The organism is Vibrio paucivorans (genome assembly GCF_054053395.1).
Genome location: NZ_CM133230.1, coordinates 1,875,486 through 1,889,751 on the forward strand (window position 1 = coordinate 1,875,486; position 14,266 = coordinate 1,889,751).

Consider the following 14,266-nt stretch of genomic DNA (forward strand, 5'->3'; position numbering starts at 1 on the left):
GTGGATGCAAAACACACTCGAAAAGAACATTCCCTATTTAGGCATCCGCTTTCAATGATACATCAAGAAACTCATAGACATACTATACGGAACTACGCTCATAATTTGAGTAACATCACACTAAAGCTTAGAGATGAGAAGTCTATTCAAATTCTATTAACAAGAATATTCGCTTGTTATGAGCCAACACTTCGAAAAAACCGATACAAAAACCACAATTAGTAGGAAATACCACCAATATCATTCATTCTTATCGTTACAGTATCGATTATAAATTTCAATCAACATTCTAAAAAATCAGCCCAGTTTCGCAACGAAACTGGGCTGATTCTCGCATATTAAAACAAGTCACAAGTTAAAATAATATTATTGATTTCAACTAGTTGAAGGTTTAGTTTGCTCCTTAGGCAAAGACATTCTTAATAAGATGTAACCCAGTATTGCTGAGATAGTCGACCCCATTAAAATGCCTAATCTCGCATATGTATCCAGCGACTCGGCTTCGAATTCAAAGGCGAGAGAAGAAATGAATATAGACATAGTAAAGCCGATCCCGCACAGCACAGATACCGCAAATATTTGGCGCATTCTTATCCCAGCAGGGAGCTCTGTTAGTTTCATCTTCAGCGACACCCAACAGAACAACATGATACCAATTGGTTTACCCACCAACAGACCTAAAGCGATTCCAAGCGGTACCATAGACGTCAGCCCAGCAATAGACACGTTCTGAAGCGATAAGCCCGCATTGGCCAATGCGAACAGAGGCAGTACACCAAATGATACGTATGGATGGAGCGTGTGCTCTAGATGTTTCAATGGGGAGTGCTCACCACCTTTCCCTTTTAATGGGATAGCAAAACCAATCACCACGCCAGCAAGTGTCGCATGCACTCCAGATTTAAGTACCGCAAACCACAGTAAAGCGCCAATAATGAGATAAGGGGAGAGTTTTGTTACCTGCTTAGAATTGAGCCAAAATAAAGCTGCTGTGGAAATAAACCCAAACGTCAGTGCGGAAGTCGATAAATCGGCTGTGTAAAAGAACGCAATGATAACTACGGCACCCAAATCATCGATGATCGCCAATGCAAGTAAGAACACTTTCAAACTGGCAGGTACCCGGTTACCTAGTAGCGCCATAATACCAAGCGCAAAGGCAATGTCAGTTGCCGCTGGGATTGCCCAACCGGCCATCGCCGCGTCATTACCCCAGTTAAACATGACATAAACTAACGCTGGAACCGCCATTCCCCCAACGGCAGCAATCGCAGGAAACATCGCCGTTTCTTTTGATTTAAGAGCACCTTCGACAAGTTCACGCTTTACTTCTAAGCCAATTAACAAGAAGAAGATGGCCATCAGGCCGTCATTAATCCAATGCGATAGAGACATCCCTAATAAGTAGGAATGTAGGAAGCCTTGATAGTATTCATTAAGTGGGGAGTTAGCGATGAACATTGCTATGGCAGCTGCAACTACCAACAAAATCCCACTTGCTGACTCCATTCGCAAGAAGTCGCGAATCAATTTGTCCATTGTGACTGACCTTTTAACTGCTTCTTATAAAAGAAAAACCAAACGACTGGGCAAAAGACACGGCTAAATCACTACTCCACGATCTGCCATGCCAAAATTCAAAGAGTTAAACCAATCTAACCAATTGATAAATAATGAGGTATCAAATCGCTTAATCGATAAGTCAACATTTGCGACCCATCACACTATCATCACATTCAGGTCTTTTCGCGAGCTCAAACTAGTCTGTTCAGACATCCATTTCTGGCTAGCATTTATAACCAGTATAGATTATCTATCGACAATACAAGTTTTTAATTTATATGAAGATTACAGGAGGAAAGTGGCTGTGAAGTGTAGGAAGTGCACCGAAACCTAATAACCAGTCAGTTGCATAAAGCCATTAGCAGTGTGTGTTCCTGTTGTTTGAATAGGTCCTTCCCAATACGGGATCACAAAAGGTAACCACAAAGATCGGTTGATTGCTTTGGTATTCAGTTCAATACCATGCTTTGGAACCGCAATAGCCCACTCGATCGGTAGCTGTTTACCATCTGCAACGGTGCGGTACAACGTCGGCTCCATTAAAATTTCATCGCCAGACAGTGCTATAGCCTTACCGCTTTTAGTCATCAGTGTGCCAAACATATATGGCATCTGCTGATCGTGACGGTAGCGACTCACGGTTAAAGTGGTGTCGTTGTTCAAGTCGAACACAAACCAATCCCAGCCAACCTGTCCGGCTGCAATTAAGCCCGTGCCCCACTCTTTACTCATCCAAGCTTCGCCTTTAACTTCCACTGCACGGTTTTTATCAAGTTGCAGCCAGCCTTTGACCGACAAAAATGGTGCACTTAAGTTATAGGAAGCAATCGGAAGCAAATCATGTTTCTTTTGGTACCCTTTGTCCCCAAGCAAAGCAAATGGCCCAGATGTTTTTGAGCGTAACTGAAGAGCAAATTGATCGGTTTGGACATCAAGTTGACCAGGAAACGGCGTGTTGCCTAATGAACGCCAAGACCAGTTATCAAGCCAAAGTCGAAATGGTCGAACGATCATTCCCGCTTGGCCAATACCACCACGAGCGATTCTTTGCTGCTTCCAAACCTTGCGCTTATTGGAAACCACTATGTGCGAAATATAGAGCTGTGGGCTCTGCCACCCGACCATATCGCGCTCATCACTCGCTATGCGAATATAACTCCATTGCACGCTGTATTTGTCGCCTTTTTTGTCTTCGACATTAGCGAAGTAATGCCACCACTCATGCTGATACTCTGGGTGGAAACGAAAGTCGTTTGGCAGTACCACAGGGTGGTTAGGTAAAACAGGCTCGAACACCTGCTTATTCGCTGGTTTTTGCACCAAGCTCAGTTCGTTGACCGCAGGTTTATTATCAGAGGATTCGGAGAGAAAATAGATGCCAAACAAAATAGATAGCACAACACCTACAAGAATAAGTGCTGAGATACTTTTAAATGACATCGACTTAAACTTCATTTACAGCGCATCTCTCAAAGATTTCATTGGCGTGTTTCGCACCATACGGTAGACAGGTAACGCACCTGCGACCATCAGCGAGGACATCGCCCAGAATATGGTTTGCATATACTCAGCTGGGATAAATTGGAGCTCAAGAGTCCAGCCAAATGATTGCTTAATCACGATATCAACCACTAAGCTCGCCAGAGCAAGCCCCAATGGCATCGCAATAATGATGGCAATGGCACAAAAGACAAACAGTTGCAGACTCCCCATCAGAATCAATTCTTTACCCGACATCCCAAAGCAGCGCAATAGCGAAATATGCCGTTGCCGGGAAACCTCACCCGCCAGGGTCGCAAAGAAGATACCAAACACAGCGATCACTAGCGTGATATTACCCAAGGTATCGGCTATCGCAAACGTTCTGTCGAACACTCTCATCGCTTGGCTATGAATATGGCTGTTGTCGAATACTCGCTCCGAAGACAATCTGAACACCGAATCCAAACGCTGCTTCAAACCTGCGGGGTTGACGTTGTCTTTAAGCTGCACGCCAAGAGCAACATCACCGCTTCCTGCAAACGCGTACAGCCAATTTCGATGCGAAAGAAGAACTTGGTTATAAGGGTTGCCGTAGTCGTAATATACGCCAACAACTTGCCAGCCCTGCCCTAGCCTACCGGAAAGGTTGATGTAGTCACCAGGCCGAATCCCCAGCTTGAGCGACATGGATTCGCTGACCATCACGCCACGTGAATGGTGCAGGTGATACCAGTAATTAGGAACCCCTAGTTTCACCGTCAGCGCATCTAGCTCGCCCTCGGAAGCGCCAGTACTCACCACTTGCAACGCGCCATTTGTGGTTGCTTCTTCTTTTTCCCAGCGCCACCATACTGATTCCACTTCTGGCTGTTTTTGCAACCAACCACTCAAGCGAGGAGCAGCCGTGTTTGACGGGTAGATATAAAGATCCGATGCTAGACGTTGAGTTAACCACTTATCGGTCGTATCTCTGAAGCTACCCACCATAGTTTCCACACCAATATTGGCTGCCATGGCCAGCATAAACGCCATGGTCGCAACCCCTCGGTAACTCATGCTCGCAGCAGCATCAGCAAAGAACCAACGCACTTTTACCCAACGCATGGAGTAAGTGAAGCTCGTGAACACTTTCCAGATCAAAAATGGTGTAAACAAAGCCACACTCATTAGCATAAGTGCGATGATCGCGAATCCAGAGGTTTGAGTTTGAGGAGCTTGATAAACAGCAATCGCTGCGACACACATTGCACAAGCAAGCAAAGCTTGAATCGTAAATTCGTTACCCGCGAACCTCACTAGAGAAAGCCTTGCGGTTAAACGGATTGGCTGTGAACGAAGCAATCGAATTAACGGCCAAATACAAGCACACACAGCACCGATTATGGTCATATATAGGCTGTATAGGCTCGATTGCCAACTCCACTCCAAGTCTAAGCTCACATTGGCGTCATAAAGTTCACCTAAGCTGAGCGATACAGCAGGAAGTAGCTGATGAGCTAACAACAGTCCAAACACGTTTCCGCATAACCAGCTAATAAATACCATTCCTGTTAATTCAACGCTCAGCGCTTTCGCTAACTGCCAGCCGGAAACACCAGTTTGTCTCAATGTTCCTACTAGAGGCTGACGTTGAATAAACGACAGTGACATAGCTTGGTAGAAAATGAACAAACCGACGACAAAAGAAAGCATACCCATCGCAGACAAATTTAGGTGAAATGCTTTGGTTAACGACTCCAACTCTGTACGAGAGCTACGCACCAAACTCATACCGTTGGGAAGCTTATCTTTTAGTCTATTAAGTTTCTCTTTAGGCATCTCACCACAGGCGATCACAGTAAATCCGGAACTGCGGTTTAGCATTCTTAGTAGCGAGATATCGGCAATCATCCGAGTACCATTGATGGTGTTAGTTCGGTCGACGATAATCGGTCCGAGCTTCGACTTATCATTTAACGTAACAAAATCACCATCATCCCAGTTCATGTGCTCTGCTAGTACGCTACTCACCATAATTGGATACGGTGGACGCATTAACGCCATACTTTCCAACTGCTTGAGCGTGATGTTGGGGTGGAACTGAAGCATTGCGATAGGATCAACCCCTACCAGCATTAGATTCTCACCATCAAGCGTACTTAAATTGGTCAACTCAAAAGGGACACATTGACTAAACCCGTCGCGGCGCAGCTGGACGTAAAATCCTTGCGGAATTTTGTGTGTCACATGTTTGGTTCGGATACGGTAAGGAAGTGGGTTGGAGAAAAGTTTTTCGCCATGTTCATAACTTTGGCGAGCGTGGTTGTTAATAGCAGTAACACCCACTAATAGGGAGACGCCTAGCGTTAAGCCAAGCCAGACTAGAATAATTTGTAGCGGATAACGGCGGTAATGACCAAGTAGCGCTTTAACTACGGGCCATAACATGCAATTGCCCCCCTTGGAGACGCACTCTACCGTGCATGTGTTCCGCAACTTTTTCACTGTGTGTGACCAGCAGTAGCGTACATTCTAGTTGCTTCGTTAGAGTAGTGAGCAGACGCATTACTGCCTCAGCATTACGCTCGTCCAAACTACCTGTCGGCTCATCTGCAAGCAGTATCTTAGGTTCCATATATAACGCGCGTGCGATAGCGGCTCGCTGCTGCTGACCACCCGACACCTCTTCTGGGTATCGGCCCAATAAAGGCATTAGGTCCAACGCTGACAAGATCTGACGCCACAGCCCTTGATCTTCAGGTAATCCTCTTAACTGGCGACAAAAGCGGATGTTGTCAGCAACATTCAAGGTCGGTAATAAGTTAAATTGCTGAAAGATAAGACCAATATTATTTCGGCGATAAGCAGTTCGACTGTGTTCAGGAACGTTGTGCATTGAGAAATTGGGGAACCAAACTTCTCCAGAGTCGACCGTGTCTAAGCCAGCTATTAAGTTAAGCAATGTGCTCTTACCTGAGCCGCTTTCACCCATTAGCGCAACTTGGTCACCTTGATTTAATGTTAGATCAGCACCTTGTAGAACTGGATGAAATTCACCACCATCCACATAGCCTTTACATAGGTCTGTTAGCTGTAACATTAAATCACTCACGATCATTTTGAATTGGGGAATGAATCTACACTAAATCCCCGTTTGTAGGAAGTATTTTGGATACTAGATCACAAGATATGCATTAATTTGCAATACCTAGCCGCGCGACGTCTAGTTTTCAATCAAATTCTTCATCCACTTCTTGCTTTTCATTCTGTATAGGGAACCTCCCCACTTAATGGCCTCTTCTGTTAAGAACAGTAAATAGACCCATTCAGGCTCCCAGCCGAGCCCAATAGCTGCGAATGCCGCAAGAGGAATGCTAATTAGCCACTGGGCAACAAGGTCCTGATACAAACAGAACTTCACGTCCCCGCCCGCTCTCAAAATACCAACAATGACAATCATCGGTACCGACCGCAAAATAATGCCTATACATAGAACAAGCATAAATTTCTCTGCTAATAGACGAGTCTCTTCGGTCAGAGCACTAAATGCATCCAATACAAAGCCTTGTACAAAAAACAGCAATACTGCGACCGCAATGCCAACCAACACGTTGAGAATAGTTAACCCAATAGCTTGATAATAAACGGCGTCATAATTCTTTGACCCAAGTTGATTGCCCACCAGCACTGCTGCGGCATTGGAAACACCAATAAGCAAGGCAAGAGATATAGACTCAACTGGTGTCATTACAGAAAGTGCCGCTAACCCTTGTACACCGGACTGCCCCATAATCGCGTGATAAGCAAACAAGCCTCCCGCCCATGCAAGAAAATTAAATGTCGTAGGTAAAGACAATTTCAAAAATCGACTGATTTTATGCCAATCAATAATGTTTCTGATGTCTTGAAAGCCAAATGCCAACAAATGCTTTTTAAAATATAGGTAGCCGTAGAGCGTCCCAACTTCAATCGCTCCACTCAGAACGGTTGCAATTGCCGCACCTTTAATTCCCATCGCAGGGAGGCCAAACTTACCAAAGATCAAAATCCAGTTAAGAAAGATATTGGAAACAATACCAATGCCACTGAAGAATGTACTCACACCTGGCTTGTGCATTGAACGTAAACCAACTGACATACTGGCAACACACGCCACCGCAAACATACTGACAGCAGTGATGACCAAATACTGGCTACCCAACTGATTCACTTCAGTCGAGTCAGTTGTCAGCGACATGATTTGGCTAGGAAATAATACAAACAACACGACAGTAAAGGCAGCAAAGAGCATAGAAACAAGCCAAGTCAACGCTGTACTTTCTCGTACGCCTGCTTTATCAGCCGCGCCCCAGTACTGAGCCGTGAGCAATGCGCCCCCTGTGGTCACCCCAACTAACATAATTGTGGTGACAAACGTCGCTCTGGCTGCAACACCAACCGCCGCAATTTCTGCCTCGCCAAGCTGTCCAAGTATCAACACATCCACGAGACTACGACTTGAAAACATAATGCTTTGCAGCGTTATGGGAAGCGCAATCGCTATGATCCGGCGAAGAAAATCGCCTCGTGTGTGATATAGAACTTGAGAAAAGGTGTTCAACGGACAGCTCCAAGATGTTGAAAAAATTGGCAAAGTGCGCTTTGATTATACTCTGGCGAATACAGTTCGACCACAATAACCATAAGGACAATAAATGAAAAACGTTCTGGTATTAGGTGCATCGGGTTACGTTGGCTCTCAGTTGCTCCCGCAACTTCTCGAACAAGGTTACAACGTCACCGCTTCTGCGCGACATATCGATTACTTAAAAGCCAGAACAACCCCTCACCCTAATCTAAAATTTAAGTACTTAGATCTCGCCGACGCAAATGAAACTTCGGCCCTGCTGCCTCAGTTCGACTTAGTCTATTTCCTAGTACACGGAATGGCTGAAGGTCATGACTTCATTGATTACGAAATATCACTTGCTCATAATGTAAAAAATGCCTTAACAGGCGGCCCAGTTCAACATGTGATCTACTTAAGTGCTATTCAGCCTAATAATGGCTCTTCACCGCACTTACAAGCCCGTAAACAAACGGGTGATGTACTTAGAAGTAGTGGTGTTCCCATTACCGAAATCAGAGCAGGTGTTATCGTCGGCCCCGGCTCTGCCGCTTTCGAGATCATGCGTGATTTTGTTTATAACCTGCCGATACTCATTGCTCCTAAATGGGTCGACTCCAGAGCAAACCCTATTGCACTCAAAAACCTCAACCACTATCTAATTGAACTTGCGAAAGAATCTCCAACCGACAGCAACATTTTTGAAGCGGGTGGCCCCAACACGCTCACATACAGGGAACAGTTTTCCATTATCGCTAAAGCGGCTAACAAACCACTTCGGTTATGGTCAACGCCATTGATGACACCAAACATCGCTTCATACTGGTTAGGCGTCGTCACATCCGTTCCATCAAATATAGGGCGCGCACTACTGGCTGGATTAACCCACGACTACGTCGCCAACGCCTCTCCTTTACAAAGCAAGTTCCCTCAACCACTGGTTAGTTTTGAACAAATGGTGCAAGAGTCTTTAGAAAGCGAAGGTACATTCATACGCAGTAATGTTTGGGGTTATGACCCAACAGCCCTAGAACGTTGGCAGGCTGGTTTTGGCTACTACCCGAAGCAAGCTGGAGCAAGTATTAAAACGTCATTGCCTGCATCAGCGCTGTGGAAAGTGGCTAGAAAACTTGGAAGCCGTGAAGAGGGTTATTTTTTTGCGAATATACTCTGGCGCACTCGGGAATGGTTAGACATCTTCTTTGGCGGCAAGCGTCCGATTCGCCGCTCTCCTCCTGGCCCAGAACTCCAGGTCGGTGACTTCATCGATTCTTGGAAGGTGATTCGCTGCGAACCTAATCAGTTTCTTTCGTTACTATTTGGAATGAAAGGTCCGGGGCTAGGTCGCCTCGAAGTCACAATTCGAGACTTAGGTGACGAGCGAGAGCTCAATGTCACCGCCTGGTGGCATCCAAAAGGCTTTCTTGGGCTATTGTATTGGTTTGCAATGATGCCAGCTCACCTGTTTATCTTCTTCGGTATGGTGAGAGCTATTGTCAAGAAAGCCAGCAAAGAGAACTAACCCCCTCATAGAAAAAGAAAAGGCTCATATCTATTTGTAGATTTGAGCCTTTTAAATCACATTCTTAGTCCGCTATAAACGAGAGCGGGATCTCTGCAAGTTGATTACCTTGGTTGCTAGGGAATATTAAGTATTCACCGTGGTATTTAACCGAAGATTTATAATCCGTCACTTTGTGTACCATAAAGCCCGCATTACTCGCCTTTTCAACAAACTCTGCGTGATTGCCACGAACAAACCAACTCATTGGTTTTACTAACAGCTCACCGTCAAAACATGCATCGCATTGGTTTGCACACAACGCCAGTGAGTTAAGTCCCTCGGTAAAGAACTGCACCTTTCCACAATCGACCAAAGGCTCAGCTGTAGATACGTCCCAGCCGTCTTCAATCATCTTATCTAAGAAGGATTCAATATCACTGTCTTTTAGCTCTTTACTCTCCCCTTCTGCAGAGAAAAACTTTGCATAAAATGCGGAAATACGCTTGAACGTGAACAACAACCCAGCGTCATTACCTTTCGAACGCCCTGCTTTTTGCCAGCGAGTCAGATCATCCCCCACAACACGAGGAAAACGTTGACCTTTCAGTGCTTTAGTAACCCAACGAACCAAAAAGTGATTGTTTGCCACTGGCGCGTTGGCCAGTTTACCCGTCTTATGTTCTGCATCCATTTCAGCCAGCGCGGTATTCACTAGCCTTTGAATCTCAACAGTGTAGTTTGACACTATGCTTTTCTTCCTAATGTCCAATAGAAACCAATCGACAGCACTGCGCACGCTGCCATTACAAAAACCATCGGCCAAGTTTCACCACCTGGCATCGCTGCGACTACAGCCCCCATCAAAGAACCTGTGCCAAAACGTAATGTTCCCGCAAGCGATGAAGCGGTACCAGCCATTGTTGGATATCCACTTAAGAGTAGACCCATTGTATTACTACCAATAGTAGAGATGGTGCCGATAAATAGAACCACAAAAGGTACGGTGCCCCAGAGCCCCATATCCAACACCCAACCAGCGACCAAGCCTATGCCGGCAACCAACTGAACCAGCAACCCAAAGCGAAGCATCGTATGGGAGCCGACTTTTTTAACCAGTCGTCCGTTAATCGTTGTCATGATAAACATGGCAACGATATTAAGCCCAAATAAATAACCGAATTGATCAGGTCTAACGCCGAAAATATCGATATAGACGAAAGCGCCAGCAGTTAAAAATGCAAACATCCCAGCAAACGAAAAGGCTCCAGAGAAAATTAGCCCCATCGCTACTGGATTTTTAAACAAGCCTGCATAGTTACGCAATGTAGTACCTAAACGTAAAGGCTGACGCTTGTCGGCACTTAGCGTTTCAGGAATACGCCACATCACTAAAGCGATCACTACCACCGCAAAAATGGCCAATACCCAAAAAATAGAACGCCAACCAAACCAAATCGCTAAGTGCCCGCCAATCATTGGGGCCACCAGTGGGGCAACGGTCATCACTAGAGTGACAAAAGACATCGCACGAGCAAAATCTTCGCGATCGAACATATCGCGAACCAAAGCTTGAATAACCACAGCTGCTGCCGCGCCAGCGAAGCCCTGAGCAAAGCGAATGTAAGTTAGTGAATCAATGCCTGTTGTCGTCGCGCTAAACACCGCTGCTATAGCAAAGAAGAATACCCCTAGAAGCAGTATTGGTCGGCGACCAAAACTGTCAGCGAGTGGGCCATGCAATAACTGCCCAATAGCGAAACCAGCCGTATAAGCCGTTAAAGTGAACTGAACATCACCCGCAGTCACACCGAGATCATTAGCGATATCCGGCATTGCAGGTAAGTACATGTCGATAGCAAGAGGCGTCAATGCCCCTATCGCACCCAATACCGCAAATAAGATGAAGCCGATTTGTGGTGCGGTTGATGCTTGTGAAAGAGTTTTCTCTGTCATGAAGTTCCCAAATTGGTTGCGGACTGTGTTGCAGCTTCCGTGCTGCAACCAAATCGGAAGAAGTTAGATATAATATCCGAACCATCTTCATTGATACTTCGGTAAAAGACTAGGTCTTGATAGGAAATAAACTATTTCCCAGTTAGAGAATTATTTCCAAATAGAATTCACTTCGTCTTCAGTCAAATAGCGGTACTCGCCCAACTCCAGAGATTCATCCATCTCGATCTCACCGATACGTTCGCGGTGAAGGGCTTCCACTTTATTGCCTAGCGCTGCAAACATACGCTTCACTTGGTGATATTTACCTTCGTGAATGGTAAGCAGTACTTCGCGATCTGCTCTCACTTCTAAGTGCGCAGGAAGCGTTAAATTGGTTTCACTCTTTAGTTGAATACCTTGCTTGAATTTTTCAACATAGTCATCTTCAACCGGGTCGACTAACCAAACGCGGTAAGTTTTTTCACACTTGTGCTTCGGAGAAGTAATTCGATGTGACCATTGACCGTCATCGGTAATCAAAACTAAGCCTGTTGTATCAACATCCAAACGACCAGCAATATGCAGCTGATCCATTTTAATTTCGTCGAGCAAGTCGAATACGATGCGATTTGAGCTATCTTCATGCGAGCATACGAAGCCTTCAGGCTTATACAGCATGATGTAACGTGGCCCTTGAACTCTAAGTTGATTACCTTGCCACACTACCTCACACTCTTCAGTCACTTTAGTTGCACCGCTTTTCACTACAGTGTCATTAACGGTCACTGTGCCTGTTTTCAATATCTTGGTGGCTTCTTTTCGTGTTGCACCCAGTGCATCACACAAAAATTTATCTAAACGCATGAATACCTCATCTTTCTTAAGTCGGGTATTATAGTCTTCTTTCTCGTAATAGTTGAGCTATTTCACATATTTCATGTACACATTACGCCCCTACCAAGCCGATTCTGTTAAAGCAGTTATTCACTACTTTAGAAAGCACTCCACACCTTCGGTTATTGTCCTACCAACCGGAGCAGGTAAAAGCTTAGTCATAGCCGAACTGGCTCGCCTAGCCAAAGGTCGCGTGCTGGTGTTGGCCCACGTAAAAGAGTTGGTCGAGCAGAATCATGCTAAGTACGAGGGGTATGGACTCAAGGGCTCGATCTATTCCGCGGGTTTAGGTAGAAAAGAAACCGACCAACAAGTTGTATTTGCATCAGTCCAGTCGGTCGTTCGTAACCTAGACGAATTTAAGAATCAATTTTCACTTTTGGTTATCGATGAATGTCATAGAGTTCCAGACGAGAAGAACAGCAGCTATCAGAAAGTCATCACACATTTAAGAGAGCTGAACCCCGGAATTAAAGTCCTAGGGTTAACAGCAACACCTTATCGACTTGGCATGGGATGGATATACCAGTACCACACTCGCGGGCAAGTACGCAGCGAAGAGCCCCGTTTCTTTCGCGACTGTATTTTTGAGCTACCAATCCGCTATCTGCTAGACGAAAACTTTCTAACCCCAGCCAGAATGATGGACGCGCCCGTGCTGTCCTACGATTTTTCGCAAATAAAACCCGCGAGCACCGGCCGATACAAAGAAGCCGAATTGGACATGGTTATCGACAAAGCGAAGCGTGCAACACCTCAAATCGTCGACCAGATCCACCATCTCGCTCAAGATAAATTAGGTGTCATGATTTTTGCTGCGACTGTTCGTCACGCTCAGGAGATTCTAGGCTTACTACCGAGTGAACAGTCAGCCATTGTGATTGGAGATACTCCCACTCAAGAGCGGGACGACATCATTACTCGCTTCAAAAATCGAGAGATTAAATTTCTCGTTAATGTATCGGTACTAACCACAGGCTTTGACGCCCCTCATGTTGATCTGATCGCAATCTTGAGGCCAACCGAGTCAATCAGTCTTTACCAACAAATCGTTGGGCGTGGATTAAGGCTTTCTCCAGGAAAGTCTGAGTGTTTGGTATTAGATTATGCTGGCAACAGCTACGACCTTTACCAACCCGAAGTCGGAGATCCAAAGCCAGATTCGGATAGCGAAATCATAACCATCCCCTGCCCAGCTTGCGGGTTTAACAACAACTTCTGGGGTAAGCTGGATTCTAATGGTTTCCTGCTAGAGCACTTTGGGCGCCGCTGCCAAGGGTTCTTCGTCGATGAAGAAACAGAAGAACGTGAACATTGTGGTTATCGCTTTCGTGCGAAGTACTGCAATGAATGTGGTGCTGACAACGACATTGCTGCTCGTATCTGCCATGAATGTGATGCGACATTGGTCGACCCAGACAAAAAGCTTAAAGAGGCGTTAAACCTGAAAGACGCGTTAGTCTTTGAGTGCACCGATATGCAACTCTCCGTCCACAAATCTCAAGAAGGGAAATCTCAACTTAAAGTCACCTTCTTAGGTGAAAACCAAGCGCAAGTTCACGAGTTTTGGTCTCTCACCACCAAAAAACAAAAGCAAAACTTCAAAGATCAATTTGTTCGCCCACACCTAGCGGATCGGCATCGTCCATTTGAGGGCGCCTCACCAACCAAGGTTGTGGCGAATCAGCATCGATTTCGCCCTCCGCAATTTGTTATTGCCCGAAAAGTCGGACGTTTTTGGAAAATGCGCGACAAAATTTTTGAAGATGAACTGAAGTAAACTCTGTTTCTCCCGATATCAGCACAGGTGCTTTGGTTCACTTTCTATTCATGTTCATTTACTTATACTGTTGCTATCACTGAAAGAAAGGTTTCACTATGCAGCTCACACAGTCAAAGACAATGGGTAAACTCACGTTAGCCGCACTACTCGCTAGCGTCAGTATCTTTAGTTTGTCATCGCTTCCTGCCTATGCAAAAAACCACGACCATGATGGCCATGAACTGGTTCAAGATGCATACAAAGCAGGCGCGAGCATCGAAATTGATGAAGACCAAGATGAAGTTTATGAAGCTGTGCAAAATGGCCTTATTAAACCCTTTTCTGAACTCTATGAGACGATCGATCGTGAATTGAATGGGCGCGTGATCAAAGTTGAGTTAGAAGAAGATGACGACGAGTGGTTTTATGAACTTAAATTAGTTCATGAAAACAACGTTATTAAAGTGGAATACAACGCAGCCACTCTAGAAATGGTCGAGATCAAAGGCCGTAACTTACTCGAAGTCATCAAAAAGTAGAG

The 14,266-nt window shown here is 45.3% G+C and carries 11 protein-coding genes; 3 read left to right on the forward strand and 8 right to left on the reverse strand.

All coding sequences use genetic code 11. The features are described 5' to 3' along the window. Window positions 1–375 precede the first annotated feature (375 nt). The 5 genes from nhaA to ACXABW_RS08610 form a co-directional block, all read right to left on the reverse strand. Complete coding sequence (gene nhaA, locus ACXABW_RS08590; protein WP_457522179.1) at window positions 376–1,539, reverse strand: Na+/H+ antiporter NhaA; 1,164 nt, start codon at window positions 1,537–1,539, stop codon at window positions 376–378. A 354-nt stretch (window positions 1,540–1,893) separates the two neighbouring features. Continuing rightward, complete coding sequence (locus ACXABW_RS08595) at window positions 1,894–3,003, reverse strand: lipocalin-like domain-containing protein (RefSeq protein ID WP_457522181.1); 1,110 nt, start codon at window positions 3,001–3,003, stop codon at window positions 1,894–1,896. A 15-nt stretch (window positions 3,004–3,018) separates the two neighbouring features. Beyond that, on the reverse strand, window positions 3,019–5,472 hold the full coding sequence (locus ACXABW_RS08600) for an ABC transporter permease (RefSeq protein ID WP_457522183.1): 2,454 nt from the start codon (window positions 5,470–5,472) through the stop codon (window positions 3,019–3,021). Next, window positions 5,453–6,124, reverse strand: a complete 672-nt coding sequence (locus ACXABW_RS08605) for an ABC transporter ATP-binding protein (protein ID WP_265687796.1) — start codon at window positions 6,122–6,124, stop codon at window positions 5,453–5,455. Before ACXABW_RS08605 ends, ACXABW_RS08600 begins: the two co-directional genes overlap by 20 nt. 123 nt (window positions 6,125–6,247) lie before the next feature. Continuing rightward, window positions 6,248–7,624 carry an MATE family efflux transporter gene (locus ACXABW_RS08610; RefSeq protein ID WP_457522185.1) on the reverse strand — a complete coding sequence of 459 codons (1,377 nt, stop codon included), beginning with the start codon at window positions 7,622–7,624 and terminating at the stop codon, window positions 6,248–6,250. A gap of 94 nt (window positions 7,625–7,718) precedes the next feature. Here ACXABW_RS08610 and ACXABW_RS08615 point away from each other — a divergent pair, with 94 nt between their 5' ends. Continuing rightward, window positions 7,719–9,152 (forward strand): DUF2867 domain-containing protein, encoded by a 1,434-nt coding sequence (locus ACXABW_RS08615; protein WP_457522187.1) that lies wholly within the window; start codon window positions 7,719–7,721, stop codon window positions 9,150–9,152. 64 nt (window positions 9,153–9,216) lie between these two features. Here the strand turns inward: ACXABW_RS08615 and ACXABW_RS08620 are convergent, their stop codons facing one another. The 3 genes from ACXABW_RS08620 to rsuA form a co-directional block, all read right to left on the reverse strand. Next, a complete protein-coding gene (locus tag ACXABW_RS08620; RefSeq protein WP_252027386.1) occupies window positions 9,217–9,879 on the reverse strand; it encodes a DUF2913 family protein in 663 nt (220 codons plus the stop codon). Beyond that, entirely contained in the window at window positions 9,879–11,087 is a 1,209-nt protein-coding gene (locus tag ACXABW_RS08625) for a Bcr/CflA family multidrug efflux MFS transporter (protein ID WP_252027387.1), read from the reverse strand. Before ACXABW_RS08625 ends, ACXABW_RS08620 begins: the two co-directional genes overlap by 1 nt. A 150-nt stretch (window positions 11,088–11,237) precedes the next feature. Continuing rightward, window positions 11,238–11,933, reverse strand: coding sequence for a 16S rRNA pseudouridine(516) synthase RsuA (rsuA, locus tag ACXABW_RS08630; RefSeq protein ID WP_252027388.1), 696 nt, complete (start codon window positions 11,931–11,933; stop codon window positions 11,238–11,240). Window positions 11,934–12,006: 73 nt separating this feature from the next. Between rsuA and ACXABW_RS08635 the strand changes: the two genes are divergently transcribed. Beyond that, window positions 12,007–13,743, forward strand: coding sequence for a DEAD/DEAH box helicase (locus ACXABW_RS08635; RefSeq protein ID WP_457522190.1), 1,737 nt, complete (start codon window positions 12,007–12,009; stop codon window positions 13,741–13,743). A gap of 122 nt (window positions 13,744–13,865) precedes the next feature. Then, window positions 13,866–14,264 (forward strand): PepSY domain-containing protein, encoded by a 399-nt coding sequence (locus tag ACXABW_RS08640; protein WP_457524987.1) that lies wholly within the window; start codon window positions 13,866–13,868, stop codon window positions 14,262–14,264. The last annotated feature ends 2 nt before the right edge of the window (window positions 14,265–14,266 follow it).

What these genes read in the sequence shown, in the direction of transcription:
- nhaA (WP_457522179.1), bottom strand. Translation starts at nt 1,539, where the DNA reads ATGGACAAATTGATTCGCGACTTCTTGCGAATGGAGTCAGCAAGTGGG.
- ACXABW_RS08595 (WP_457522181.1), bottom strand. Translation starts at nt 3,003, where the DNA reads ATGTCATTTAAAAGTATCTCAGCACTTATTCTTGTAGGTGTTGTGCTA.
- ACXABW_RS08600 (WP_457522183.1), bottom strand. Translation starts at nt 5,472, where the DNA reads ATGTTATGGCCCGTAGTTAAAGCGCTACTTGGTCATTACCGCCGTTAT.
- ACXABW_RS08605 (WP_265687796.1), bottom strand. Translation starts at nt 6,124, where the DNA reads ATGTTACAGCTAACAGACCTATGTAAAGGCTATGTGGATGGTGGTGAA.
- ACXABW_RS08615 (WP_457522187.1), top strand. Translation starts at nt 7,719, where the DNA reads ATGAAAAACGTTCTGGTATTAGGTGCATCGGGTTACGTTGGCTCTCAG.
- ACXABW_RS08625 (WP_252027387.1), bottom strand. Translation starts at nt 11,087, where the DNA reads ATGACAGAGAAAACTCTTTCACAAGCATCAACCGCACCACAAATCGGC.
- rsuA (WP_252027388.1), bottom strand. Translation starts at nt 11,933, where the DNA reads ATGCGTTTAGATAAATTTTTGTGTGATGCACTGGGTGCAACACGAAAA.
- ACXABW_RS08635 (WP_457522190.1), top strand. Translation starts at nt 12,007, where the DNA reads ATGTACACATTACGCCCCTACCAAGCCGATTCTGTTAAAGCAGTTATT.
- ACXABW_RS08640 (WP_457524987.1), top strand. Translation starts at nt 13,866, where the DNA reads ATGGGTAAACTCACGTTAGCCGCACTACTCGCTAGCGTCAGTATCTTT.